The sequence below is a fragment of the Nibribacter koreensis genome, from assembly GCF_039541795.1.
In the GTDB taxonomy this organism is placed as follows: domain Bacteria; phylum Bacteroidota; class Bacteroidia; order Cytophagales; family Hymenobacteraceae; genus Nibribacter; species Nibribacter koreensis.
The window spans coordinates 1,178,353-1,205,290 of sequence record NZ_BAABGX010000002.1; the positions used below are offsets into that span (position 1 = coordinate 1,178,353).

At 49.4% G+C, this 26,938-nt stretch carries 21 protein-coding genes and 3 tRNA genes; 7 read left to right on the forward strand and 17 right to left on the reverse strand.

Annotated features, from left to right (window positions below):
* Positions 1-11: 11 nt before the first annotated feature.
* From ABD880_RS12315 to ABD880_RS12335, 5 genes are all read right to left on the reverse strand, one after another.
* Entirely contained in the window at positions 12-506 is a 495-nt protein-coding gene (locus tag ABD880_RS12315; RefSeq protein WP_345166493.1) for a DinB family protein, read from the reverse strand.
* 449 nt (positions 507-955) lie between these two features.
* Positions 956-2,125 carry a serine hydrolase domain-containing protein gene (locus ABD880_RS12320; protein WP_345166495.1) on the reverse strand — a complete coding sequence of 390 codons (1,170 nt, stop codon included), beginning with the start codon at positions 2,123-2,125 and terminating at the stop codon, positions 956-958.
* A gap of 63 nt (positions 2,126-2,188) precedes the next feature.
* Positions 2,189-2,788: a hypothetical protein gene (locus ABD880_RS12325; RefSeq protein ID WP_345166497.1), complete on the reverse strand. Its 600-nt coding sequence runs from the start codon at positions 2,786-2,788 to the stop codon at positions 2,189-2,191.
* 228 nt (positions 2,789-3,016) lie between these two features.
* A complete protein-coding gene (locus ABD880_RS12330; RefSeq protein WP_345166499.1) occupies positions 3,017-5,533 on the reverse strand; it encodes an AsmA family protein in 2,517 nt (838 codons plus the stop codon).
* Positions 5,534-5,682: 149 nt separating this feature from the next.
* Positions 5,683-6,114, reverse strand: a complete 432-nt coding sequence (locus tag ABD880_RS12335; RefSeq protein ID WP_345166501.1) for a DUF5362 family protein — start codon at positions 6,112-6,114, stop codon at positions 5,683-5,685.
* Between the two features lie 222 nt (positions 6,115-6,336).
* Here ABD880_RS12335 and ABD880_RS12340 point away from each other — a divergent pair.
* The 3 genes from ABD880_RS12340 (at position 6,337) to ABD880_RS12350 (ending at position 8,062) form a co-directional block, all read left to right on the forward strand.
* Positions 6,337-6,411, forward strand: a tRNA-Val gene (locus ABD880_RS12340).
* Between the two features lie 203 nt (positions 6,412-6,614).
* Positions 6,615-6,821 (forward strand): hypothetical protein, encoded by a 207-nt coding sequence (locus ABD880_RS12345; RefSeq protein ID WP_345166504.1) that lies wholly within the window; start codon positions 6,615-6,617, stop codon positions 6,819-6,821.
* A gap of 74 nt (positions 6,822-6,895) precedes the next feature.
* Positions 6,896-8,062 (forward strand): hypothetical protein, encoded by a 1,167-nt coding sequence (locus ABD880_RS12350; RefSeq protein WP_345166507.1) that lies wholly within the window; start codon positions 6,896-6,898, stop codon positions 8,060-8,062.
* Between the two features lie 869 nt (positions 8,063-8,931).
* Here ABD880_RS12350 and coaE read toward each other — a convergent pair.
* The 7 genes from coaE to nusB form a co-directional block, all read right to left on the reverse strand.
* Positions 8,932-9,546, reverse strand: coding sequence for a dephospho-CoA kinase (gene coaE / locus ABD880_RS12355; protein ID WP_345166509.1), 615 nt, complete (start codon positions 9,544-9,546; stop codon positions 8,932-8,934).
* A 3-nt stretch (positions 9,547-9,549) separates the two neighbouring features.
* The gene (locus ABD880_RS12360) at positions 9,550-10,401 is read right to left on the reverse strand and encodes a YbbR-like domain-containing protein (protein ID WP_345166511.1); all 852 of its coding nucleotides are present in this window, start codon (positions 10,399-10,401) and stop codon (positions 9,550-9,552) included.
* A 150-nt stretch (positions 10,402-10,551) separates the two neighbouring features.
* Positions 10,552-10,881, reverse strand: coding sequence for a preprotein translocase subunit YajC (gene yajC, locus ABD880_RS12365; RefSeq protein ID WP_345166514.1), 330 nt, complete (start codon positions 10,879-10,881; stop codon positions 10,552-10,554).
* A gap of 6 nt (positions 10,882-10,887) precedes the next feature.
* Positions 10,888-11,433, reverse strand: a complete 546-nt coding sequence (locus ABD880_RS12370) for a DUF1573 domain-containing protein (protein ID WP_345166516.1) — start codon at positions 11,431-11,433, stop codon at positions 10,888-10,890.
* Between the two features lie 12 nt (positions 11,434-11,445).
* Positions 11,446-12,441, reverse strand: coding sequence for an isocitrate/isopropylmalate dehydrogenase family protein (locus ABD880_RS12375; protein WP_345166519.1), 996 nt, complete (start codon positions 12,439-12,441; stop codon positions 11,446-11,448).
* Positions 12,442-12,451: 10 nt separating this feature from the next.
* Complete coding sequence (locus tag ABD880_RS12380) at positions 12,452-12,757, reverse strand: YtxH domain-containing protein (protein WP_345166522.1); 306 nt, start codon at positions 12,755-12,757, stop codon at positions 12,452-12,454.
* A 128-nt stretch (positions 12,758-12,885) separates the two neighbouring features.
* Positions 12,886-14,058, reverse strand: coding sequence for a transcription antitermination factor NusB (gene nusB / locus ABD880_RS12385; protein ID WP_345166525.1), 1,173 nt, complete (start codon positions 14,056-14,058; stop codon positions 12,886-12,888).
* Between the two features lie 658 nt (positions 14,059-14,716).
* Here nusB and ABD880_RS12390 point away from each other — a divergent pair.
* On the forward strand, positions 14,717-14,980 hold the full coding sequence (locus tag ABD880_RS12390) for a hypothetical protein (RefSeq protein ID WP_345166528.1): 264 nt from the start codon (positions 14,717-14,719) through the stop codon (positions 14,978-14,980).
* A 27-nt stretch (positions 14,981-15,007) separates the two neighbouring features.
* Here the strand turns inward: ABD880_RS12390 and ABD880_RS12395 are convergent, their stop codons facing one another.
* Positions 15,008-16,108, reverse strand: coding sequence for a Glu/Leu/Phe/Val dehydrogenase dimerization domain-containing protein (locus ABD880_RS12395; RefSeq protein WP_345166532.1), 1,101 nt, complete (start codon positions 16,106-16,108; stop codon positions 15,008-15,010).
* A gap of 148 nt (positions 16,109-16,256) precedes the next feature.
* Between ABD880_RS12395 and ABD880_RS12400 the strand changes: the two genes are divergently transcribed.
* Both ABD880_RS12400 and ABD880_RS12405 read left to right on the forward strand, forming a co-directional pair.
* Positions 16,257-18,044 (forward strand): ABC transporter ATP-binding protein, encoded by a 1,788-nt coding sequence (locus tag ABD880_RS12400; protein WP_345166535.1) that lies wholly within the window; start codon positions 16,257-16,259, stop codon positions 18,042-18,044.
* Between the two features lie 112 nt (positions 18,045-18,156).
* Positions 18,157-18,230, forward strand: a tRNA-Pro gene (locus ABD880_RS12405).
* Positions 18,231-18,551: 321 nt separating this feature from the next.
* Here the strand turns inward: ABD880_RS12405 and ABD880_RS12410 are convergent.
* A complete protein-coding gene (locus ABD880_RS12410; protein WP_345166538.1) occupies positions 18,552-20,111 on the reverse strand; it encodes an RNA-binding domain-containing protein in 1,560 nt (519 codons plus the stop codon).
* 155 nt (positions 20,112-20,266) lie between these two features.
* On the opposite strand from ABD880_RS12410, the gene ABD880_RS12415 reads away from it, so the two are divergent.
* Positions 20,267-20,340 (forward strand) — tRNA-Pro (locus ABD880_RS12415).
* 108 nt (positions 20,341-20,448) lie between these two features.
* Here ABD880_RS12415 and ABD880_RS12420 read toward each other — a convergent pair.
* From ABD880_RS12420 to ABD880_RS12430, 3 genes are all read right to left on the reverse strand, one after another.
* Positions 20,449-22,485, reverse strand: coding sequence for a DUF3857 domain-containing protein (locus tag ABD880_RS12420; RefSeq protein ID WP_345166541.1), 2,037 nt, complete (start codon positions 22,483-22,485; stop codon positions 20,449-20,451).
* 107 nt (positions 22,486-22,592) lie between these two features.
* Positions 22,593-24,509 (reverse strand): DUF3857 domain-containing protein, encoded by a 1,917-nt coding sequence (locus tag ABD880_RS12425; protein WP_345166544.1) that lies wholly within the window; start codon positions 24,507-24,509, stop codon positions 22,593-22,595.
* A 30-nt stretch (positions 24,510-24,539) separates the two neighbouring features.
* Positions 24,540-26,579, reverse strand: coding sequence for a transglutaminase family protein (locus ABD880_RS12430; protein ID WP_345166546.1), 2,040 nt, complete (start codon positions 26,577-26,579; stop codon positions 24,540-24,542).
* Between the last annotated feature and the right edge of the window lie 359 nt (positions 26,580-26,938).

The following is a 26,938-nucleotide window of genomic DNA, read 5'->3' on the forward strand; positions in this document are numbered from 1 at the left end:
TTGCTGTAGGCTTATCTCTCATAGAAGTTTGGAGGCGTAACGCCTAGCGCCCGCAAGTACACATAGCCCTGCCCGCGGTGATGGATTTCATTGTCTATGTAGTACAGCACGGTAGAAATCACGGAACCTTCATACGCCCCGAAGGCCAGAATGGTCTCCTGAAACTTTTGGTCTGGGATCAGGCCCCAGTCCTGGTCCATGGCCGTGGTTTGGGCATCCCATAGGGACAGTAGTTCTTCTTTGCTGTTAGCTTGGTATAATTCCTCACTGAGTTGCGGCACGGTACCGTCTGCTATTTGCTTTACCCCGGGTGCGGCCAGCATCAATAGCTCCTGCACCATTTTGTAGAACGTGCGCATACCGCCAATAGAAAATTCAAACAGCTCTTTCTCAGGGAACGCCTCTATGACTCTTCTGGTGAGGCCGCGGTGTCCTTGCCAGTGGGCAAGTAGGTCTTGAGAAGAGATGACGGATGTGGTGGGGGTGGTGGATGTGATGGTTTCCATAGGTTTTGGGGTTATTGGTTGAACGATGCACCAAAAGTACCCGCCCCCAGTGACAACAGTCTGTCAGTAGCCTACAGGAAATTTTTAAAGAGAATGAATTAGGCGGAGTGAGTTGCTTGTAGTTGTGATTGGAATACCTCCTCTAAATCTAGATTCTCCCCTTGAGGGGAGCGCAGAGGGGTGTTTACATTTGCAGATCAGGAAATTCCTATTTGAATTTGCGAAGTGCCATTAAGGCAAAAAAACTACTCATGTACACAAAAGACAATACTTTTTACTCTCCTGTGTAGACCCCCCTCTACGCTCCCCTCAAGGGGAGAATCTGCGTTAAGGACAGGCATTACGTTAGGTAAATGAATTTTCTTTTTGGGCTAATTCCCAGAAAACAGGCCAAAAACGCTTGCGCTATGGTAGATTGCTTAGTAGCAAGAAGCGAATAGACCTTTTTATTACTTGACCGCCGCCAGAATACGCTTAAAGAACTCATTGCCGTTGGTTTGGTGCCAGCGCCATACCACCACAATGTCATGTTCAGGGTCAACCCAGATGGTATTAGAACCGGCACCCAGGGCGGCGTAACTGGTAGCGGGCGCGTCTGGCCATTGCTTTTTCTGGGTGTTGAGCCACCAGAGGTATCCGTAGTCGGGACCGTGCGGGCCAGGCGTGAGCGCTTGCTGTATCCACTTCTCAGAGACCAGTTGTTTGTCTTTCCAGCGGCCGTTGCGCAGGAACAGGTACCCGAAACGGGCTTCGTCGCGGGTATTGATCCAGAGGCCGCCGCCCCAGCGGGTACCGCCGCTCACGCTGGGTAGCTGTTTGCCGTCTACGTCTACATATGAATTCTTGTAGGGAATGTATTGCCAGGTATTGGACGCACCAATGGGGTTCATGATCTGCTCTTTCAGGACTTCAGGCAGAGGTTTCTTCCAGAGGCGCAGTAAGGACAAAGACAGCCGGTTGATGCGCACGTCATTGTACTCATAGAAGGTGCCGGGTTCTTGCAAGGCGCGCGGCTTGCGTTCGCCGCTTCCAAATTCCTCTTTGCCCACAAAGGTGTGGCTCTTCCCGAACAGCTCGCCTTCCCACTCGCTGGTCTGCTGGGCATGGTGGTGCCAGGTTACTTTTCTGTTGTGCTCAGAGTCATAGCCTCCGTCTTTGATGTAGTTGGCCACCGGATCATGCACGTCTTTAATCATGCCTTTGTCCACGGTGATGCCCAGAATGGTAGACAAGAAGCTTTTGGCGATGCTGTAGGTAGGGTCAGCGCGTTTGGTGTCTCCCCACTCCGCCACGATGTAGCCGTTCTTTAAAATGATGCCGTTGGTAGCCGCCCGGTCATTGGGAATAGGCCCCAGCAACTTCCCGAAGACCTGTTCCTGATCAGAGAAATCCTTCGGCCGTTTGGTCTCCTGCGTCTGCGCATATGCCACCGCCTGCGCCAATAATTCCGCGTCCATGCCTACCTCTTCGGGCTTTTTGGTTTCCCAGTTGTCTCCCGCGCCAGGGTAATAGACTTTGGCGGTTGAGCCGGCAGATTGGGAAGTTGTGCTGGAATTGGATTGGCAGGCCATCAATCCTGCAAAGAGGAAAGGCAGGAAGCGGTGGAAGTATTTTTTCATAGTTTCCAATTAGGCAATGCACAAGTAATGCATCTTTACTTAAGTGAATTCAGAGAGTTAACATTACAATTGTCCGCTTTTAAACCTTTCATTGTACTTCTTAATATACTCTTTACTCTTATCTAGCTTCTTTTCTTCTTTTTCATACATAGCAACAAGCTCCTTGTCCTTTGCTATTAATTTCTTCACCTCTTTCTTCCCCAATACGGTTACTTTCCCTGACTCTATATCAATAACGTTCCTCACCAATTGAAGCAGATTACTACCGCCTATGTTGTTCATTCCTACAAATTCATAATAGCAATACTGGCCTAAAAGATCAATTTTATAAAAATCTAATTTAGGGCTCAATGTAGAATTACTGGTGTTTACATAAATATTAGTCCCGTCACTGAACCCAAAAACGCTTCCAATAGACTTTCCCATTGGTTTATCTATATTCATTCTATAATGATTCACGCTTCCACTGGAGAGCACAGACCCATAAGGTTTATAGATTTGCTCAATACTATAATTAAAAATAAAAGAGGGATTGTTGAATTTGAATTCTTCAAAGGTCTTATAAATTCCGGGCTTATAGACACGCTCATTAATTATCAGGTTTTGACTTTGGGCCATTAAGGCCACACTAAAAAGTATTACAAATAGAACTACTCTTTTCATTTTATATTAATATTAAAAAAATTGATAATTTATTAGTAATGGTTAATACATTAAAACTGCTTCAACTCAAATTTAAAAATATTATTCAGCAGATAGGTATATTTAACTTAATGTGTCCATTCCTATCAAGTCAATAAAACATTCCTTTAGGAATACATAGCTCCTTCCCTTAGGTTAACCATAATCTCGTTTTCAGCCTCATTCCCCTAAAACAGCCCAAAAACAGTCTTAAAAATCAAAGTACTCCGTGGCGGGTTTGACGGTCTTCTTCTCTTCTTTCTTTTTGCCCTGGAAGAGTTCTTTCAGTTCCTGCTTTTCGGTTTTGAGGTCTGCGGCAATTTTGGTTTTGACGCGCTCCTGGTCATAGGCTAATTTAAAGTTGCCTTCGCGACCTTTGATGGTGAGGAATAGGTTGGGGCTGGCCGTTGTGGTGGTGGCAATGACGCCAAAGCGTTCGTCTTTGTCGCGCTTGGCTTTGGTGGCACCAGATAAAGGGATTTTGAGCTTGTAGTCCATTTGTTGGTCAAAAGTGTGCATACCTGACAGCGTGATGTTGTTGAACCGGCTGGTGCTGGACTTAATTTCCATCTCAGGTATGTAGATGGTGCGGTTCTGGATGTAGAAATTGTTCTTGATTTCTGAGAAGCGCAGGTTGGCCAGCTCGTTCCGGTTAATGAAAATGCTCATCTTCTGCATGGGCGCCCAATTGAGCAACTGTCCATTTCGGATAGTAGTAGCAATCTCGGCCTGCATAAGGTCTGGCCGCGCGTTAAGGTTATGGTCAAAAAACAGCTCAGAGTTGATCTGGGCTGTCAAGGTGCCATGCAAATGCCGCTGGGTAATGAACGCCTGCCCGAAGTCCTCAAACGCATAGAACAGGCTGTCTACCTTAATGTCCTGGATGTGCGCCGTGGAGTTGATTTTGATGAGCGGCTGACGCGCATCTACGCTTCCCTGCACTTTAAAGCGGCCACCCACCACCTGCATGGCAATGTTAGGCGAAGAAATGATTTGGTTTTTCAACAGCACATTGCCCTTCAGTTGCTTGGCTCTAAACCGCCTGAACTTTAAACTGCTCACCGCGGCGTTGATGTCCAGTTCCAGGTTGGCGGGCATGTTCAAAGCGTAACCGTAAGCGTCTACTTTACCTGAGGGGCGCTTGACTGGCGGTGCGGTGGTAGAAGCGGCCAGCAACTGGTCCAGGTTGAGGTAGCGGGTGGTAAAGTCTGCCTCTACGCGCAGGCGTTGCTTGTCCAGAAACAGGTAGCCCAGCATGTTTTTAAGGAAGCCGTTCACCAGAAAGTCGGTGTCGCCAATCTTGCCTTTCAGGTCTGAGATGGCCACGTCATTCTTGCGCACCTGAAACGTGCCGTGCACGCCTTTAAACGGTAAAGGGTGCTGGGCAAACTGCAGGCTCACGTTCTGTAGCTGTACCTCGCCAGAAGTCTTGATGCCCGGTCCTCTGGGATTGGTTTTAAATGCCTTTAGATTACCCGCGAAGGAGAAATTAACCAAGGCCCGGCCGCTTCCGTTTTTGACGTCTTTTACCGGAAACAGGCCAAAAACGTGAGCTATGTCTAGGTCGGCTTTGAGTTGGGCCTGTACGTCTGGGTTTGCAAAGTTCTTGTACCCAAACTCTCCGGAGAACGGCTTACCGCGCAATTGGCCTTTAATGTTGCGCAAGGCTACTGCAGATGTTTGGCTGTTACGTTGGGCGCCGTTGGTAAAGCTTCCGGCAAAGCTCACCTGCTCTAGCTTCTCTTTGTATTCTGGATGAAAGAAGAATGCCCTGAGGCACCCGAAGCTCACTTGTATAAACGGGTTCTTTTGCGCGGAGGCCTCGCCTTTAATGATGCCTTTAAAATAAACGTCGCCCTCGCTTTGGTACTGGGCAAAGGCTTTGGTGACATGGCGCGGCAACAAGGCTACCAAGGACTGTATATCTGTGTTCTTCCCTTCCAAATTCAAGTCTAGTTGCGTCTTACCTGCGTAGTTCACGGTGCCGCCAAACTGGTACTGTCCCTTGCCTATGCGTAGTTCAGAAGAGCCAATTGTTACGTGTTTGCGTGTAGTATTGACGATTACCTGACTGCCCAGCGTGATTTCCTTCTGCTGCAGGTACTCATCGCCGGCCACTAGAATGGTGTTCACCCGCGCATTGCCCGTAAGCCCAATGTTCACCACCGGTTCCTTCAGGCTAAGCGCGGCATTCATCAAATGTGCCTGCACGTCATATTTTTGTTGGGCGGGCGCGTCTTCATACAGCACGTGCACCTTGCGCAAGGTGATGCCCTGTAGGTCAAAGGAGAGCTTGCCGCTTTGGCTGGTGTCTGCGGATTGGTAGAAGCGGTAGTTGACCTCGCCGTTGGGCAGGACTTTTACACGCACCTCTCCGTTTTCTAGGTAAATCTCTTTGATGTGGTATTCGCCCCAGAGAAGGTCCCAAAGACTGAACGTGCTGTGAATTTGTTGTAGTTTGGCCAGCGGAGCGGTACTGCCCGGGAGGGCTTCTGTGATCTCCACGTTTGTAAGCGAGATGGCCACCTGAGGAAATTTCTCCCACAAGGAGACGTCTATCTTCTCAACGGCCACTTTGGTTTTGATGTGCTTGTTGGCCTCTGCCACAAACAGCTGGATGATTTTGTCCTGGTAAAGATAGATAGTACCCGCCGCCAGTCCCATTACCAGGACCAGCCCCCCTACGGCCCAAAGTACATACCGCGCTATCTTTTTTCTCTTTCCCACCACGTTCAATCAAGCAGACGTTAAAGATACAGAGGCAAACCCTAGCCGCCAAGATTTAGGGCAAGGGCCGCGTATTAAAAAAAGAGAAGACAAGCCAGAAGTCAATACGGTCTCTTCCAGGCTTGTCTTCTCAAGGGAGCGTGCTTGGTTTATTTAAGCATGCTGGCTACGCCAAAGGCGCCTACTCCAAACACAATGATGAGGGCATAAAACCCTAAAATCACCACCGTCAGAATTCCCATGAACTTGAACAAGGACTTCAGGTTCTCAAAGGAAGACTCTACTGTCATTTCGTCTTTTGAGCGCAGGCCGTCCTGCATCTTAGTGGAGAACTTGTAGAGGTACAACACCGGAAAGAAGTACAGCACGGCAATCAATAAGTAAAAGAAGCCAAACAAGAAACCCATGGAGCCGAGCATGGGGTTGTTTATGCTCTCATCTGCCTCCATGGCGGTGCTCATGGCTGCGCCCATGATGGAGCCACCAAAAAGCCCTATTAAGACCATGATGCCTACTCCAACAAAACCCACAATGGCCAGAAACTTACCCCACTTGGCCGTGGCGTAAAGAAAGTTCATCATGGATGGGCTAAGCGTAATCGTGTTTGAGGGTTCAGCGTAAAGGTTTTCTTCCATAAAATTTTTAAAGGGTTAACGTATTGAGTTTAAATATATAAAACCTTTCAGAGACGCATCCAGAAAAATATTTCACACTTTTTTGCGGGTCCTATTTGGAAGATTCGATTTCACCCCCCATATTTGCATCATCAAACGGGGACAATTGGTCACCGAAAGACAAAAGAAGGGATGTTAGCTCAGCTGGTTCAGAGCATCTGCCTTACAAGCAGAGGGTCGCTGGTTCGAATCCAGCACGTCCCACACTTCAAAAGCCTTACCTACCCGGTAAGGCTTTTTTGTTTTATATAGTTTTTGCTATATCTTCAGGCTTCCCTCTCTAGCCTTATTCCCTCTGGCGGGCTCTAACTTTCTGCAATCTTACCTGTTATCTTATTACGTATGTCTTTCTGGACAAGCAGAATGGCCTACGCACCTACTTAACGCCACCTTAGACAGACAACGCCATGGAAGAGAACACCCAAATTTTATTAGACCAAGGCTGGCAGATAAGCCCGGCGCCCATGTACTTTCTGGGCTTTGACATTTCCTGGCTGGTGATGAAGGAGGCCTTCATTAGCCCTTATGACCGCCAGGCGTATAGCTTCAATGAGGCCATGCGCATTGAGATGCTGGTGCACCCGCACCAATCCATCATCTCACGCGTGGCGTAAAGGCACTGCCCTAAGAGGGCATGGCACTTCTAGGGCAATTGCGTAATTTGGGGCTCCAAAGATGCTCATGCGCTATGCACCTGATAGAAGTTACCTCTGCTGCTCACATAAAGTCCTTTCTGGATTCTCCCACCGCTTTGTACAAAGACCATCCTAACTGGATAAGGCCGCTGGACAATGACATTGAGAAGACGTTTAACCCCAAGCTCAACCCCAACTTTAGAGACGGGGCAGCCATCAGATGGATTCTGCAGGACGACCAAGGCCAGACCATTGGCCGGGTGGCGGCCTTTGTGAACGGCAAGACCAAGAACGCCTCTGAGTACGTGACCGGCGGTATGGGTTTCTTTGAGTGCATCCATGACCAGGCGGCGGCCAATATGCTGTTTGACGCCTGTCAAAAATGGCTTGCAGACCAGGGCATGGAAGCCATGGACGGACCCATCAACTTCGGGGAGCGGGACCGCTTCTGGGGCTTGCTGGTAAATGGCTTCACAGAGCCCAACTACGGCATGTTCTACCATCCGCCCTACTACCAGGAGCTGTTTGAGAACTACGGCTTTCAAGTGTACTTTAAACAGTATACCTACCGCCGCGACCCAGAGGCAAAGCTAAGCGACAAGATCCATCAGCGCGCCGCCCTTCTCCTCAAAGACCCTGCCCTCTCTTTTAAACATGTTTCCAAAAAGAACATGGAGAAGCTCACGCAGGAATTCCTGGAGGTTTACAACAAAGCCTGGGCGGGGCATTCTGGCCTCAATGAGATGACCCTGGACAAAGCCCGCAAACTCATCAACAGCATGAAACCCATCATGGATGAGAAGCTGATTTATTTTGCCTACTACCATGACCAGCCCATCTCTTTCTTTATCATGCTGCCAGAACTCAACCAAATCTTTAAGCACCTACATGGCAAGCTAGACTGGCTAGGCAAGCTTAAATTCTTGTATTACCGCTGGCAGTACAACCACAAACCGCGCAAAAAGGCCCTCGGGTTGATTTTTGGCGTCATCCCAGAGTTTCAGGGCAAAGGCATTGACAGCTATATGTCTGTGATGTCTCAGAAGGCGGTATTGGCGCAGGGCGTGGGGCAGGTAGAGATGAACTGGATAGGCGATTTTAACCCGAAGATGATGATGGTGGTGAGAGGACTGGAGGCGGTCATTTACAAAACCCATCACACTTACCGTAAGATTTTTGACCCATCCAAGCCTTTTACCCGGTATCCTATCATCAAGTAAGAAGTTGTTTTTAGGCTGTTTTCTGGAAATCAGGCGGAAAACGATTTTTGATTGCTGAAAGTCCATTACTGATTGCTATGCAGAATTCCTATGTGAATCCTGTATAAGCTGCCGTCTGGCGTGAGTCTCCAAACTCGCGGGTGTTATTTGTGGCAGGTTTCCATGGCGCAAGCGTCCGCTTGTGTCCGCATGAAAGGTTTGTCATCCGCCGCCGTTGTTGGTGTTATCACCAACGACCGCTTCTGCCTCACCAGTCGCCTTTCACTTAAATAAGCTTTAGTGCAAGCATTTGGCTGTTCCCTCGGTAACACCGTTTGCTCCAGTGCGCATTATCTTTCTTGTTTCATTTTATCTGCTAAGCGCTCACGGCCGCGGGGCCTCGTCCTGGCCCTTCGCACTGCTGTTGTACTCTGGGCCTTCGGCCCCGCCCTGCCGGGCGACGAAACAACAGAGGCGCTCAAAGCCAAGACTGGTTTCGGTTCCTCTCTGCATAGGCTTATTGGCTGAATGGGTTAGTTGTAGGTGATGGCAGTTCCTGTCGCTGCAGAGACATGCGTGCTGCGCACGGTCTGCTCTATCTTGGTTCACGGGACTGGTTCAAGTCTTTGACTTGGCCCCATGATGGCGGGCAGTTTTCAACTGCCCTGAAGCGCTGGCTTCCACCACGCATTCCGTCCCCCTTTGAAGTCGAAGATCCCGGGCTTGTTCCGGGAGGGGCTAGGGGGAGGACAGGAGCTATTTCAGACTCAAGACTCATGACTCGCGACTCATGACTAAACAAGTGGCATCCTGCAGGACCTACGGGCTTCTGCGTCAAGAGCCGTTTTTGGCCTCATTTCTAGAAAACAGGCAAAAAACCGACAGTAGGATTAAGTGGTAGCTGCCTGTTCTGTAGCTAATGTCAGAAAGGCTTTATGGAGCTTGACCACCTGCGGAAGTACCAATTGCTGGTCATCGTTGTACAGGACAAACTGGGAGCGTTCCAGACGTTCCTCCTCTGACAATTGCTTGTGCATGATGGCCTCTATGTCTTGGGCGGTACGGTGCGGGTCTCTGGACAACGTTCTGCGTTGCCGCAAGGCCACGGGCGCTGATACCGTGAGCACATGGTCAACCTGCGTATAGGCGTTGGACTCAAACATGAGCGCGGCCTCTTTGAGAATGTACGGCGCAGTGGAATGCGCTTCTAACCACTGATGAAAGTCTTGGCGCACCTGCGGATGCACTAGTGCGTTCAGTTTGGTGAGCTCTTCTTTGTCATGGAAAACCTTCTGGGCCAGATAGGTTCTGTTGAGTTGGCCATGAGCATCAAAGGTCTCAGGCCCGAAGGTAGAAATTAAGCCCTCGCGCAGCTCTGGGTCATAGTTCATTACCCACTTAGCACGCGCGTCTGAGTCATATACGGGCACGCCCAGCAATTGAAAGCAACGGCAGACAATGCTCTTGCCAGAGCCAATGCCGCCGGTTATGCCAATCTTGAGCATCTGTTAAAGCGCGGTTAAGGAAATTTTCACCTTGCCAGGGGCAATGGACGTCTGGCGCACGCCGGCAGGCTTCTGCGTCACGGTGGGGACTATGGTAGAGTCTGCAGCATTGTAGCGCTCATAGTCTAAGGTCACCTGGAACTGGCCTAACTGTATTTTGTCCCTGCTTCTGGGGTGGTACGCGTACTTCACTCTCACCGGCCCGTTCAAATACTGCAAGCGGTACTGGCCCGGAAAATTCTTGAGCACCGGCTGCACCACCAACTCCTGCTTCTCTAGCGGAATGACATTAAACTGAACCTGCGCTTTGCTAATGTCTGCCTTAACCAGGTTAGAGAAGTCATGCATCAAGAGCATGTCTCCTTTAAAAGGGGCACTAAACGGACTGTCTGGCACAGCCAAAGGGTACGGATTGGGGAACAGGCTGATAATTTGCAAAGGTCCCGTAAACGTGATAGAATCTGGCCGTATGGCTAAGTTACCGCCATACGCAAACCCAGGAGCAATCTTAACAGTGGTGGTATCTACCATGAGCGGCATCTTGCGGGTAGCAATACGGTCAAAGTCAAAGTAGAGGGTGTCTGTGGCCACGTAGTTAAGCTCCAGGCCGTCTAAGGCGTTGGCAATGGCGGGGCGTAACGCATAGCCAGGCAGTTGTTTCACGTAGGGCAAGCCTCTGATGGAAAGCTCAGCAGGCTTCACCTGAAACATGAGGCTTTTACGCAACAGCTTCCATCCCTTGCCGGTCACGCTAATCATCACCTCTTCGGGGAGGGGCTTAACCGGCACCAGCTGGCGCTGGTCATAGACAAACTGGATGGGGTAAGAGATGCGGGCAATGTAACTCTTGTTCAAAGAGTTAAGCACCCAAAAGGTGGTAGCCGTCAAAAAACAAAGCAAAACCACTCTCCAGTACCGTTTCTGTTTGGGAGAAAACGGCCTTACTAACCAGAGAAGGGCTTGCTTTGTCTTGTTGAATGGCAAAATATGTGGCTTACTAAAAAATTAAGCGGCAGTTTCTGTGGTAGCTTTGTTTACGCGGCTGGTAGCCTCCACGGCTACGGCCGTTTTGTCAAACTTCAGCTTAATGCCCTTGTCTACCTCAATCCAGACAGTGTCCTCATCAATGCTGAGCAACCGGCCGTGCAGGCCACCAATGGTGACCACGTTCATCCCCTTCTTCAGTTCGTCTCTGAACTTCTTCTGGTCTTTGGCCTTCTTTTGCTGAGGCCTGATCATGAAGAAGTAAAACACCAGAATGATCACCCCGAAGAACAGGATGTTGGAAAGTCCGCCAGCCCCTAGCGGGCTGGCTTGTAGAAGTATCGTCAACATCAGAGATTAGTTAGTACGCACCGGGCCTGACGCACCAGCTTGCGGCACCATTCCCTCAATGTTTGTCTTGATAATTAATTGGTTCACCTGCGGGTCTGTGTTGGCCGTGATGGTGATTTGCTTAGACTGCTGACCAACTTTACCGGCTGGGTCAAACTCTACGGTGATTTTACCAGTGGCACCTGGCGCAATTGGCTCTTTTGGCCACTCAGGCACGGTACAACCGCAGGTAGCAGAGGCGTTCTCAATCACCAAAGGAGACTTGCCCGTGTTGGTGAACATAAACGTGTGCTGTACTTTCTTGTCTTGCTTGATGGTGCCAAAGTCATGCTCCGTTTCTTTGAACGTCATTACAGGCTTGGGCGCGTTAGGGTTCACCGGCTCTGCGCTGGCCACGTTAGGGTTGGTGGCAGGGTCATTGGTGGCTACCGTGGTCACAGGGGCAATCTCCTCTGTGGTAGTGGTGGCAGTCTCAGTTTCTTTGGTCTTCTCACAACCGGCGGTCCAGAAGCCGGCAGCCAGAAGCATAGCTATTACAAATTGCTTTTTCATATTACTAAGTGCTTACAAGTTTGAAATAATGTGCTGCGCGAACTCTGACGTAGAGGCCGTACCACCCAAGTCACGGGTGCAGCAGTTTTTGTCTAATAAAGTCTTCTCCAGGGCGTCCTCAATTCTGTCTGCCTCTTTCTGCAAGCCCATGTGCTGTAGCATCATGATGCCAGACCGTAGCATAGCCGTTGGGTTAGCCAGGCCTTGACCTGCAATGTCTGGCGCTGAGCCGTGCACCGCCTCAAAGATAGCCATGTCATCCCCCACGTTGGCACCAGATACCACGCCCAGACCGCCTACCAAACCGGCACACAGGTCAGACAAGATATCCCCGAACAAGTTAGTGGTCACTACCACCTCAAACTGCTCTGGCTTGCTTACCAGCTGCATGCACATGTTGTCAATGATCTTGTCATCCCAAACTACGTTCGGGAATTCTTTAGACACATCAGCAGCGGCTTCCAGCATCAATCTACCGGCAGATTTTAAGATGTTGGCTTTGTGGGCCACGGTCACCTTTAACTTGTTTTTGTCTGCGTAGGCAAAAGCAGCGCGCACAATCTTGTGGCAACCTACTACCGTCACGCGGGCAACAGAGTCAGAGATACCCAGGCGCTCATCATACATCTCAAGACCAGCGTACAGGCCTTCGGTGTTTTCTCTGAACAAGACCAAGTTCACGTTTTCAAAGCGAGTTTTTACACCGGCTGTGGTCTTGGCAGGGCGCACGTTAGAGTATAAGTCAAACTTCTGGCGCAGTTGCACATTTATGCTTTTGAAGCCTTTGCCCACCGGCGTGGTGATGGGGCCCTTTAAAGCAATTCTGTTGCGCTCCAGAGAGTCAATCAAGCTCTGCGGAATCAACTCACCCATGCTGTCAAAGGTGGTTTGTCCGGCGTTTTCTTCTTCCCAGGTAATAGGAACTTGGGCGGCTGTAAAGATCGCCTTTACGGCTTCTGTGATCTCAGGACCTATCCCGTCGCCGGGAATAAGGGTAACGGTTGTCATGGTCAAGGGCTTATACTTCTTTCTTACTGTTAATTTCGTTGATGAGCGTGTCTACGTCCTGCAAAAGGCGCTCTGCTTTGTCGCGGGCGTCTTTGATTACGCGCTGCCCTTCTGCTTTGGCGGCAGAGCCTTGCTCCTCGCGGCCGGCAATCAGGTCGTTGGATAGATCCAGCAGACGGTCACGGTATTTTTCTAGTTGAAAGCTGAGTTTGTCGCGGGTCTCGCGGCCTTTCTCAGGTGCAAATAAAATCCCCAGGATGGCACCCGTGGCGATTCCGGTGGAAAAGGCAATGATGGAGGTTGTTTTTTTGCCCATAGTAGTGGTTCTGGTTACAGGTTTTCTATAAAAGGGCGCTTGCGCGTTTTTGGCTTATTTTCAGAAAAATAGCGTAAAAACGGGTTGAATGCAAAGCCCGCTCCTCTTTGAACGTAAAAAACTGGTTCTTATTTGTTGTCTAGCAAACCTCTTCCCGATTTACGAATCTCGCCGGAGGCCGTTAACTGCTGTGACAGCTTGTCTAACACGCCGTTCACAAACTGCTTACTTTTAGGCGTGCTGTATACTTTGGAGATCTCAATGTACTCGTTGATGGTCACTTTTACGGGGATGCTTCTAAAGATGTGCATCTCGCAGAGGGCCATCTTCAAGATGATCTTGTCCATAAGAGCCACGCGCTCTACGTCCCAGTTCTGCACGCTCTCAGAGATCATGGCCTCATACTTGGCGTCATCCCGTAGGGTTTCGTGGTACAGTTCCTCAAAGAAGGCCTTGTCATCGTCCCAGCTAGCTGAAAGGTCCAATAAGGCCATGTGCTCATCTGTGCCTTCTTCCAGCATCTTGATGGACTTGTTCACCAGACTCTTCACCACAGACTTGTTTTCTACCCAGTTCAGATCCTGCTCCTCAAAGAGAGACTGCAGCGCTTCGCTTTTAAAGATGACTTCCTTGTACAGGTGCTTGAGCAATTCATGGTCCTGCTCATAGGTAGGCTCCACCAGCTCCAGATAGGCCAGCACTTGCTCGTCTTTCTTGATGCCGTTGCGGTAGATCTGGGTAATCACGTCCAGGTTTCCGGCCCAGCTCACGTTTCTTCTTATCACGCGCTGCTCCAAGAACTTGTTCTCCAGCAATTTGGTCAAGGCTTTGTTCTTAAGCAGACCGCGCATGTCCGTGTCGGTGCGCTCCGTAAAGCGGGTGGCGGCTTTCTTTTCTTCACCCTCAATTAAATGCGTCACTTCCTGCATCACCAAAAGGGTAAGCAGGTAGCGGTCATAGATTTCCTCGGCAGCAGACAGCATCTGGTTCCCGAAGAACTTGAGGTCTTTCTTGAGCGTGTTTTGGTAGAAGTTCACCGCGTCTTGGGCGGCATTCAGGATTTCCTTGTCTTTCTCCTCGGTGTCAAATTTCTTGGTCTCATACCACTCCTTGAAGAGCAGCGTGGCAATTTGCTTTTTGCCTTCCAGCAGGTTTCTGTCTTGCGGCTCAATGGCCATCAAATCTGGCGCGAACGTGTCTGCGATGCGATCTAGGGCCAGCAAATAGTCAGAGCCTTCTGCCTGCACGTAGGCGTAAATGGCTTGCATGGCTTTGATGCGGAGTATTCTGCGGTTGAGCATGAGGATAAGGAAAGAACGTGGTGAACGTGAAAATAAGCGTAAAAGTTGGCAGGCACCCATTGGCCCGCTGCCAAGGCTTGGCGAAACCGCCAATTCTGCCGCAAAGGTCCGAACTAAGAGAGGAAGAAGCAAATAGCTTTCCTTTTTAATTCTGAGTCTTTGGGAGAAAGCTTACAGAGTTCTCATTTATCATGGCTGATAGTGAGGCGCTTTTTGCCTGTTTTCTGGGATTTAGGCCAAAAACGGCTGTTGGCGCAGACGCTCGCAGGTCCGGCCGGACGCTACGAGGTCTTTTGAGCAACCGTAATTGCAGTGGCTGACAAAGAAATGCGCAAGAGACAAGGCGGTGACGTTGTCTCTACATTAACCTCAGAAACTGCCGCTTCAGCGTGAAACGCATTTCAACGTCTATAAAACCAACTCGTCAGCCCTTGACCGAGGGCAAAGAGACTGGTCAATTTAAGTCTCTTTGCCCGAGGGAGAAAGCAATGGCTTGTCGATAAGCAGAGGCGTAAGTCGTCTATGAAACGAATCACTTCTCACGGTGCACCACTTTGAGCCCCCGCCCTGTCCGAGCGGTCAGCGAGTTCGGGGGCTCTTGATTCTTTTGGTTACTTTTCTCATCAAGGAGAAAAGTGACAAACGCGAATAGAAAGTAATGAAAGTTGATGTTGGGAGTAAGGTGTTGGGAGTAAATAGCGCAATGCAATCCCCAGCAAAAGTAAACACCCCTCTACGCTCCCCTCAAGGGGAGAATCAACATTTGGCAAATGAAGTTGAGGCGGAAAGAAAGAATCAAATAAAGTACGTCATCCCCCTACCCCCTTCAAAGGGGGACGAAGGGGCTCTTTCTCAATATCATAAAGCAAAAAAGCGTTTTTGGCCTGTTTCTGAGAAACTAAGCCAAAAACGCTTTCAATAAGATTTCGCCTTATAAGACGAAGTACAATTAGTAGGTTCTCTTGATTTTAGCCATGTCGTCAATACGCTTCTGCGCAAGCTCTGTGGCGGCTTTTTGCGTGTGCGTGCCGTCTGCCTCAGCCTTAGAGAAGATGTTCAACGTGGTGTTGTAGATCTGCTCTGTCTGCTGCATAGACCACTCACGGTTCAGCTTCTTCACTTCTGAGTACACGTTGATGATACCACCCGCGTTAATCAAGAAGTCTGGCGCGTAGATCATGCCTTTCTGTACTAGAGCTGGGCCGTGCACGTTCTCGTCCTGCAACTGGTTGTTGGCGCAACCGGCAATGATTTGGCACTTCAGTCTAGAAAGTGTGTTGTCATTGATGGTGGCTCCCATGGCGCAAGGAGAATAGATATCCACGTCCAGGTCATAGATTTCATCCAAGCCTACCACGGTAGCACCGGTGGCCGAAGAAATACGCTGCAAACGGTCTTGGTCAATGTCCGTGATGAACAACTGAGCACCTTCCTTTACTAGGTAGTCAATCAAATAACCACCTACGTGGCCAGTACCTTGTACAGAGATTTTTTTACCGGCTAGGCTGTCGTTGCCCCAGGCTTTCTTGGCCGAGGCCTTCATGCCCATGTAGGTACCGTAAGCCGTTACCGGAGACGGGTCACCGCTACCGCCTTGCGACTCTGGCAAACCAGCTACGTGCTTGGTCTCCATGGCAATGTAGCCCATGTCCAGGGTGGTCATGCCCATATCCTCGGCGGTGATGTACTTACCGTTCAGGTTGTTGACAAAACGCCCGAACTTGCGCATCATGGCTTCGTTCTTATCTTTTTTAGAATCACCGATGATCACAGCCTTACCACCGCCCAGGTTCAAACCAGAGATGGCCGACTTGAAGGTCATACCACGTGAAAGGCGTAATACGTCGCGTAGGGCTTCGGCCTCAGAGGCATACGACCACATACGGGTACCGCCCAAAGCAGGCCCTAATACCGTGTTGTGGATACCAATGATGGCTTTTAATCCAGTGTCATGGTCATGGCAGAATACCACTTGCTCATGATCAAACTGACCCATTTGACTAAAAACCGATGATTCCTGACCCTCTGATATTTTGTTTATTTCAACCATATTTTTGAATAAAATGATTTACTTCCATAACCTGCGGAAAACGGCTCCCAGATTTAGTACTTTTGCCGCAAAAGTAGGCATATCTTTTTACTACGCCAAGGAAAACCCTAACATCTGTTAGCCTCGTAGTAAAACTTAAATTTATACCGTGAAATCACTCCGCTACCTCAATAAATATTTGCTCAAGTACAAATTCCGGTTTTTCTGGGGAATTGTGTTTGTGATTGTCTCCAACGTCTTTGCCATTATTCCGGCGCAGGTGGTGCGGCACGCCTTTGACCTGGTGCGCGAGGGCATTAACCTGCACCAGTTGCATAAGGGCTTCGGTCAGCAGGAAACGGTGTATGACAGCTTTGCCAGAAGCACCTTGTTTTACGGGGCGGTAATCGTGGCCATGGCTTTGCTACGGGGTATCTTCCTGTTCCTGATGCGCCAGACCATCATTGTCATGAGCCGCCTCATTGAGAACGACCTCAAGAACGAAATCTTCGCGCATTACCAGACCCTGCCCTTGAGCTTCTACCGCAAGAACAACACGGGTGACCTCATGGCCAGAATCTCTGAGGACGTGGGCCGCGTGCGCATGTACATTGGCCCGGCCATCATGTACGGCATCAACCTGGTGGCTTTGTTCCTGATGGTGATTCCGTACATGCTCTCAGTGAACGTGAAGCTGACGCTGTACACGCTCCTGCCGCTGCCTATTTTGAGCGTGAGCATTTACTACGTGAACAACATCATTGAACGCAAGTCTGATGAGATTCAGAAAAGCCTGAGTGGCATTACCACCTTTGTGCAGGAGGCGTTCTCGGGCATCAGGGTGTTAAAGTCCTTCGTGCGCGAGCAAGATTCGCATGCCAACTTTACCAAGGCCAGCGACACCTACCGCGACAAGTCCCTGGAGCTTAACTTTGTCAACTCCCTCTTCTTCCCGCTCATTCTGTTTTTGATTGGCTTGAGTACTATCATCACGGTGTGGCTGGGTGGTAAGGAAGTGATTAACGGTAGTATCACGCCAGGAGTAATTGCTGAGTTTCTGATTTATGTGAACATGCTCACCTGGCCGGTGACTGCTCTGGGCTGGACTACCAGTTTGGTACAACGCGCCGCCGCTTCTCAGCAACGCATCAATGAGTTTTTGAACACCAAGACAGACATCCTCTCGGGCCCTATTGAAGAGAAAGACATTACCGGTTCTATTACCTTTGAAGACGTAGATTTCACCTACCCAGACACCGGCATTTACGCCCTGAAGAAGCTGTCCTTCCAGATTAACCCCGGCGAAACGCTCGCCGTGATTGGCAACACTGGCTCGGGTAAGAGCACCATTGCCGCGCTTCTGTGCCGTTTATATGACGCTACCGGCGGAAGAATTTTAGTGGACGGCGAGGACATCAAACAATACAACCTGTCCACCCTGCGCTCTCAGATTGGCTACGTGCCGCAAGACGTGTTCTTGTTCTCAGATTCCATCAGAAACAACATCGGGTTTGGGGTTGAGGCACTGTCTGAGGAGAAGATGCTACAAGCCGCCAAAGACGCCGATGTCTATGAAAACATCATGCGCTTCCCGCAACAGTTTGACACCGTGTTGGGGGAGCGTGGCATCACTTTGTCTGGTGGGCAGAAACAGCGCGTCTCCATTGCCCGCGCCCTGGCCCGCGAGCCTAAGATTTTAATTCTGGACGACTCGCTCTCTGCAGTAGACACCAAGACGGAGAACGCCATCCTGAACAGCCTGCAGCGCGTTATGCACAACCGCACGTCCATCATCATCTCGCACCGCGTAAGCTCCGTGAAACTAGCCGATAAGATTCTGGTCTTGGATGACGGCGTGGTAGTACAACACGGTAGCCATGATGAATTGATGGCCGACATGAGCGGCTTGTACCGCGCCCTGTATGAACGTCAGTTACAGACCGAGGACATAGAGTAACCTACCCGTTTTTGACCTGTTTTGGTGAAAAGAGGCCAAAAACAGATGAATTATGACTTGTTTGTATTTTCCTGAACCTGATTTTTTACTTTATTTGCAGGAGATACACAATCGGGATGTAGCGTAGCCTGGTATCGCGCCAGCATGGGGTGCTGGAGGTCGCAGGTTCAAATCCTGCCATTCCGACTGAAACAATAAAAAGCCCTCGGTTCTTGATAGAGCCGAGGGCTTTTTGCTTTTTAAGGTGGGGTTGTTTTTGGCCAGATTACTGTAAATGTTTAACCATCGATCCTCTAGCATGGACAACTTATGAATTATAACATCCAAATATTCATAATTCATCCGTGATTTATACAAAATACATCAAAACATGTCCCTTTTGTCATCTATTTGTGGAAAAATGATACTATAATTGTGGATAAGTCATGCATAACCAGTGGATAACTTAGGACATCGTCCACCAACTCGGACAAAACTCGGACATATGTGGGACATATGTAGGACATATTACTCTATAGGAGTATCTAATTCTGCGAGACAGGTAGGGTTTAAATCATATACTCCAAATCCAATGGAAATAATGATTCCCATTCCAGAAAGCATATTGAAGTCACGCCTTATTGTTCGAGGATGGACGGACAAAACTTCTGCCATCTCTGAAGTAGTATAGAGAGCTTGTCTAGCAAAAAGGACGATCTCTTTAATTAAACGTTGTTGTACTTGGTCTGACAATTGATTTGAAGTCAGAATGTCCCTAATTTCACTTGCCATAGCTGGTTTAAACATTTCTAGCTCTTTAAAGGTGCCAGTTGGCATAGTAAATACACTAGTTGTATCTAATACCTCTTCAATGATGGCCGGTACCAAGGGAGTAGCAATAGATGGAGTAGAAACTGGAAAAGCTACGGGAACCTTTGCCCTAAAAACATCTTCCTCAATAAACTCAGCCTTATGGTCTGGAGAGTAATGTTCTAGTAGCTTAGTGACGTTTCGAATTCCGGAGCCTAGCTCTTCTACTAATCCAAGTTGCACAAAGAACCTTGCGATGGTAGGATTTTTAGGGTAGGGAGAAAAATTCTCTGGGTTTATAGCCCCAAAGCCATATGGTTTATTGGCGTTGTCAGTTTCTACCCGGTCAGGATATATAATGAAGCGAGCTGGAGCGGCGTTTGTATACTCTCTGTGCACAATCATATTAGCTACAATTTCCCTGAATATGATGTCTCGCAGGTTAACTCGCTGCTCACCCATTAGGAAAAACCTTTCAGGCAAGTGCCTTCCCACAAACCCTGTAAGTTTTTCGTAAGCATCAATTAAATTGGTCCTAATATCCAATCGGTCATCATACCTGTCTATGTTTTCCTTCCGGACAATTGCATCAATTCGATAATGGGGAATTATGCTATGAATAACATCTTCACTACCAAGCAACAGCGCGGCGGCTAATGTACAACCTTCAACCCCTGTCTGGAAATCCTTTCTGTAAAGTCCTGCGCTTTGGATAAGTTCTAAGTCTGAAAGTGAAAGCCATTGGTGACCTGGTTGCCTGCTACGCACAAGCATCCGCACTCGGCGAAGTACAGCAGGGTCAAAGTCACCTATACCCAAGTGTGGAAATATTTTCCCTTCAGAGTAAATGCCGCTTTTTCTGCTATAGATACCACTAATTCTAGCATTGTCTATTACTTTAAAGTCGCCTTCATGCCCTCTATCGAAAATATGCCCATCACATTTATGAAGCTGTGAGCTTTGAGGCACATACACGTAAAGGAGAATATGTCCGTCAACCTCTACTTCTTTCAGTTCTAAAAGAAAGGGAGGGTTCAGCTTATTGGTATTGTTTGATAGGGTAGTGAAGTCACGCTTCACATTCTCTATTTCGCTGGGGTTCACACCCACCAAAGTCCCATCATCATCAACACCAAGCACCAAGTACCCGCCCTTTCTATTTAGAAAAGCACATATAGACTCAAATGTATTTTTGGGTAGTGATGTTCTGCATTTCTTAAACTCAATACTTAGGCCTTCCCCCTGTCTTATTAACTGCTCAATATCGGACGCGTTCATACTCGCAATTTAACAAAAACAACAATGCATGAGAGTTAAAAAAAGCCCTACCAATCAAATAGCTAGGCTCCACTTTTTGTCTAACCTGATGAATCCTAAATCAAATTTAGTCACCCACAATCCTAGTTAATTAAACTTTGTAACTGATACACAATCGGGATGTAGCGTAGCCTGGTATCGCGCCAGCATGGGGTGCTGGAGGTCGCAGGTTCAAATCCTGCCATTCCGACTGAAACAACGAAAAGCCCTCGGTTCTTGATAGAGCCGAGGGCTTTTTGCGTTGGTAGTGGTTTCCGTTTTTGGCCTGATTGCTGGAAAACAAGCCAAAAACGAAAGGTTAAGATTTCTTCTTCAGCACCACTTTTTCGGCGTGCTTGGCCACCATGCGGCTGTAGAGCTCGCGCAGGTCTTGGTATTCTTTGGCGGTAAAGACAGGTTTGTTGATGTTGAGTTTGCTCATGATCTGCAACTTGCCGTCTGCCACCTGCACCATGTAACTAAACTTGGCTGAGTTGTCTGGCAAGGACAAATTGATGGCTTTGGGCATCTCTTCTACCTCATAGCCGGCCGGCAAGGCGTAGGTGAACACATAGGTCTCGTCTTGAGGCGTGGCAAAGTCTATAGGGAACAAGCGGTTGGCTAGTTTAAACGGATTCTCATGGGTGGCATGGTTGAGCATGGGAGAAACGTAGAGCAAACTCACCGGTTGGCTCTCCCCTGCGCGGTGCAAGGTATAACTGGCTTTAAGGTCTTTGTCATTTTTGTCCAGGTTGACCAGGCTCATGTCCTGGCGGGTCCACTCAGGATTTTGTGACGCCAGCTTCTTTACGTAATTGTCTCGGCCTTGCTCTTTGATGGTAGCGCGCATCTGGTGAGCAGACATACCGCCATAGGACTCCTCCATCTTGCCTGTCACCTCACCGGTGGGCTTAATTTCCATTTGGGCAGATACCAGTTGCGTATTGCGCTCGCTGTTCTTTAAGGGCAGCCATTTGCCGGCTGGCAGACTGGTCACCCAGCCTTGACCGTTCAGGCAACGGTACGGAAGCACGCCAAAGGGCAGGTCACGGTCTGTGGCATCCAGCAGATAGGTGGCCTCCCCTACTTTCACGGCGGCAATCACATAGTTGAACGTACTGACCATGGGCATATTCATGGCTGGCGTACCATGGCTACGGGTGCTTACCAGCATGGGCTTGGCATCTATGCCAGCTTCGCGCAACATGGCCGTCAAGAGCAGGTTGATGTCGGCAGAGGAGCCGGTGCGGGCGTCATAAGCCTTCTTAATGCTTTCTGAGTAAATCCTGTGCTTGCCGTCCCAGACCATCTGCTTTTTAACATACGCCTCAATGTTCTTCACTTTTGTTAGCAGGTCTGGACTATTGGCGGCGGCCTCTTCTACGGCCTTTTTAAAGACAGCGGTGTTTTGCAACTGCAGGCCAAACCACTCTTCTTTCTGTAATTCTGCGGCTAGTCCCTCCCAGGTGCCGGCCATGTACACTGGCTTACTTTCTGGGTACTGGACTTTGGTTAAGGTGAATTCCAGCTTGGACAAGTAGTCTTCTGAGCCGGTCATGTAGGGTTCGTCTGTAAAGGCGGGCACGTCTTTCATCACCCAGCGGTACTGGGCCAGTTTATAGGTGGCAGACCCCCATCTTTCTGTCGTGACTCTGTCTGACTGTTGTTCTGAGGTAAAGGCAACGGCCTGCGTAATCACTTTCATGTCCTCCAGATGAAACTTCTGGAACCCACTTAACAGATGGGTGTATTCATAGAAGGGCATCATGTTCACGCGGTACTCGCTCCAGGCCACCGGGATGGAACTCTGGAACGTCCACTTGAGAATAGATAGAAAGTCTGATTTGATGGTGTAGGCCACCTCAATCACAGAGCCTACCTTGACGTTGGGCATGGCAATCTTTTTTACATACCAGTTGATGTCTTCCTTCTCCTCAAAAACGGCTTTTTCGTCTAACTTCACCTTGACAACTTTGCCACCCTCCAGGTTATAGGTGAAGCCCTTCAGGTCTAGCACTTCTTCTTTGTGGTTAAAGTCTTTCCTATAAAACGGGATGCTGATGTTGGCTTGGTCTAAGCCGGCCTTCTTCAGGATCTTTATGCGCATCAATCGTTTCAGCTGTACTTGGTCGCCTTTGGTGTACAGGAACGAAGAATGGCCATAGTCATACAGTACCACCGCGGCCGCGGAGGTGTCCTGGGCATAGACCTTCATGTTCAGTTCTTCTGCTGTGGTCTGCCCCAGCTTGAGCGGATCCTGGCTAAAACCCAGGCCTGGCACGCCTACCAGCAAGAAAAGAAGCGCGTACTTCATATTCTTCAGAAACAAGGCGGAAATCATTAATCTCTTGTACATAATCTGTTATATAAAAAATCCTCCCCGCCGGCTTCACCGACAGAGGAGGAGATATGGTCGTTTTTGGCTTGTTTCTGAGAAAATAGGCCAAAAACGACCAGTAAATATTAAGAAGGATTGGCGGCCAGCACCACTTGTTGCTGGTCTGCCTTGGATACTTGTTTTAAGAAATTGATCAGTTCCAGGTACTTGGCCGGGGCATGGCGGCTTTTGTGCATGGTCAGTTCGCGCTCATACACCAGACGGCCGTCCTTTAACTGCACCTGTGACTTGTATTCCCCAAACAGGGAAGAAATCTTGACCGGCTGTGGAATGCTCTCTGCCGTGTAGCCCGCCGGAATCTCATACTCTACCACGTCTGCATCATAAAACGCCGACTGCCAAACAACATCCTGCTTTCTGTTTTCGGCCATTGGCGGCACGTAGGTCCAGCGGTTCATGAGGTTGGGCGTGATGAACAAACGCTTGCCACTCACAGATGCCACTCTTGGCAAATCTAGGTGCAAGGTCTCCTTCATCTTAGGCGATCTGGACTTCTCTGTCTGGCTTAGGGTGAACTTCTTAATCTCAAAGGCGGGGATTTCTGTGTTCTTGTAAAGCCACTTAAGCTGCTCTTCTGGGCTGTAATGGTGCGTCATGGTTTTGCGTTGCTCATGCTGGCTACCAGTGAATAACGTAGTGGCTTCGGCCACGCCACCGCCCTGGGCATTCAGCTTCACCTTTACATTTCTTACCTGTCCGTTGTCCTTTGCCGTGAACTGGGGCGTCCTCACCAGAACGCCGCCTTCGGGTTTGATTAACAGCGCGTACCGGTCTCCGGTGAAGGTACCAGTGTAGCCGGCGTCCTCGGTTTGGCTGGTACACTCCAGCCAGAGCGTGTCTTTGGCCATGGGCACGCACAGCACCACGTGGTTGAACTGACTGCTAGGAAAGTCTGCCATAACCGGCAACTGACCGTCGCCGCCCTTGATCAAGGCATAGTAGCTGGGCACGCCCGCCGCCTCTAGCAGTGACTTGGTATAGTTGCTCAAGGCCTTGCAGTCGCCGTAGCCTTTGGAGTCCACGGTGGTGGCCTCAAAAGGCTGCCACCCGCCTATGCCCAGTTGAATGGCCACGTAGCGGGTCTTGTTCTGCATGTAGTCATACACGGCCTCGGCTTTGGCTTTAGGGTCTTTTAAGGAGGCGGTTAACGTTCTGATATGCTCTTTGGTAGCCTCTGGCAACTGGTCTCTGCCCGCGTTTAACTGGCCAATCCACTTACCCAGCTCAGACCAGGTGGCCATGTTGCCTTTGTAGCCCTGCACCTCAAAGTCTGACGGCGCCGTGAAGACCATGGGAATGATGTCCCGGTAGCTAGGGCCCATGGGCTCTACTTCTAAGGGTACTATGTTCTTCATGGTCCAGCTGTACAGTTTTCGGCCGCTGGCCTCACTGGTCTCTACCTTGCCCGGCAGATTAAGCTCACGGTAGCGCAGTTGCATGGCCGCCGGCATGGACACCTGAAAGCTTGCTTGTTCTACAGAAATCTTATCTGCACTAATGGGCAGCCAGGTTGGGTAAAACAGCAAGTTGTTAGAAGACGTCTGGTACTCGTACTCTACCGTGTAAGGATAGCTGGGCATGGAAAGGCGCACCACTTTTACCCGGTTGTCCTCAAACAGCGCGCTTTCACTCACGGCGCTCACGTCTGTAATGTCTGAGGCCTTGAGCGTCTTCACCTTCTTGCCCATCACGTCATACACCGTGCCCTTGATGTAGTCTACCTTGGTGAGCTTGTCATAGTACACGGTCAAATCTGCGTGCGCTTTGCCATTCTCATTCAGGACCGTGACCACCTGCCGGTTCTTCTGCGTGGCAGACTGCGGCGAATGGACGGTAAACGTCACCTCATCTGCACGTACCACGGCATTGGCTCCTTTCTTGAGCGAGGCATCAATGACCAGGGCAGAATAAGACGGCTCTCCGGCAACGGCGGCAGTACAGGAAAGTACCGCCACCCCAACAGCTAATATCCAGTTTTTCATAAATTCTGGGAAAACACCCTAAAAACGGTTCTAGATTTTCTTCTTAAGCACAATCTGTTCAGCGTGCTTGGCCACAATCTGGGAGTAGAACTGCTTTAGAGACTCATACTCCTGTGCGTAGAAGATGGGCTTGCTAATGGTCACCTTGCTCATCACCTGTACCTTGTTGCCGTTCTGCTGTAACATGTAGGTGAACTTGCCACCGTTGTCTGGCAGGGACATCATGACGCCCTTAGGCATCTCCTCTACCATGTAGCCCTCTGGAATGGTGAAATTGCATATGTACACCTCTTCTGAGCCATGCCCGAAGTCTACCGGGTACTTGCGTTCTGTGTGTTTGAACGGGTTCTCTTGCTTATCTTTCAAGAGCATGGGGTTTACGTAGATGATGTCTTTTAACTGACCGTCACCGGCACTGGAAATCTCATACTCCAGGGAGATGGGCTTCTGGATTTGAGCCAGGTCTTTAAAGACAGGCTTCTTGCGCTCAAACTCATTCTGGGCGTTTACCAGTTTTTCCAAGTACTTGGTCTCTCCATCCTCTTTCACAGAGTTGCGCACGTTTACCGCCCACATGCCCGTCTTAGACTCCTGCACTTTGCCGCTCATGACTCCCGTGGGCAAAATGCTCAGCTCTGCGTTCAACAATTCTGTAGACTTGGTTTGCGGCACCAGCGGTATCCAGGAGCCTTTGTTTTTGGCTACCAGCCAGCCTTGTCCATTTAAGCAATGCTTAGGCAACTGTCCTATGGGCATGAAAGGGTCTGTAGCATCTAAGAGCAAGTCGCCTTTGGGCGTCTTCACAAAGGCCACTACATAGTTAAACTTGTTGATCATGGGGGCGTGCGTAGGCACTCTGCCGTGGTCGCGGGTACTTAGCACCACGGGGTCGGCCTCCAGACCGGCGTCGCGCAGCATGGCTACCAACATTAGGTTGATGTCTGCGGCGCTGCCAGATTTAGTGTCAAAGGCTTTGCGCAAGGTACTAGTGGCCAAGGCACCGCCTTTGTTGTTCCATTTTACGTTCTTCTTCACGAAGTCATAGATGGTGTTGACCTTCTCCAAGGTGTCTTTAACAGACTGCAGGGCAGCTACTTCGGCTTTAAAGTAACCGGTGCGGTTTAGCTGTACGCCAAAACGGTCTAACTCCAGGAACTCATCTGTGAGTTTGTTCCAGTTGCCAGCTACGCGCTCAGGTGCACTGCCCGGGTATCTGATCCACTCCAGCTCAAACTCAATTTTGGAGATGTAGTCTTGAATGGTGGTGATGAAAGACTCTGAGGCAATGGCCGGCAAATCTTTCATGACCCATCTGTGGTTCTGGGTCTTGATGGTGTTAGACACAGACTCACTAGGAGTTCTGGCGCCCGCGCGGGACTCTGCCAAGCCACCCACTCTTACAGTGTAGTTCATGGAGCCCGGCACGGTTTCATTTACCAGAAGCGGCTCATACCCTTGCATGTAGTTCTTGTACTCATAGTACTCAGGGATAGAGGCGCGGTATTCACTGTGCATTACCGGAATGGAGCTCTGGAAGGTCCAGTCTCTAAAATTGAAGATAAAGTCTGAGCTCACCAGGTACGATATGTCTAACACAGAGCCTTCTTTGACCGCCGGCAGCGTGAACTTTTTGTTGTACCAGTGCTCGCTTTCCTTTTCGTCAAAAATGGCGCTGTTCTCCATCTTCACCTTCACCACCTGGCCGTTCTCCAGGTTGTAGGTAGTGGCTTTTACGTTCATGACCAGCTCCTTGCTATTGGATGTCTGCTGGTAGTAAGGCACCGTTACGTTGGCCCAGTCATATCCAGACTTCTTGAGGACCTTGATTCTAAGGACGCGCTCAAAGTTGACCTTCATCTTATCATTGACCACCGTGAAGAAAGACCGGCCATAGTCTACCAAGACCACCGCGGCGGCGCTGGTGTCTTTGGCATAAGATTTCATTTTAAGTTCTTCGTCGGTCACTTTCCCGTATTTGACGGGGGCGTCCTGAGCCTGGGCCATGGCACTGCCTAGCAGGCAAAGCGCCAAGAAAAGGCCCCGAAGTGGCAAGGGGGTAGAAATACGCATAATAAAGGGTTAAAATAGATTGGAAACAGTATGGATATAAAAGCTAAATAATTGATTGATACCCTTAAAAATGAAATGGTTAATCTTAAATGAATTTATTTTTGAATTAAAATCTAGCGTATTCTAACAGCAGAAAGCCAGGCGAAAAATGAAGAAGTGGTAGATAGGAGTGGCCCGTCCTGAAGGACTCAAAACAAGCTTGGCGCCTCCGTTCCAGTAATTCCACTAAAATTAATGAAAGTCAGGAGTAAAATACCAAACCTTTATTAGAATATCTTGACAAGTCTGTTGTTGGGCCATTCTGTGCCTATCTTACACCAGTGGTGCTAGCTTTGTTCATAGTGCTTCTGCTTGGACTT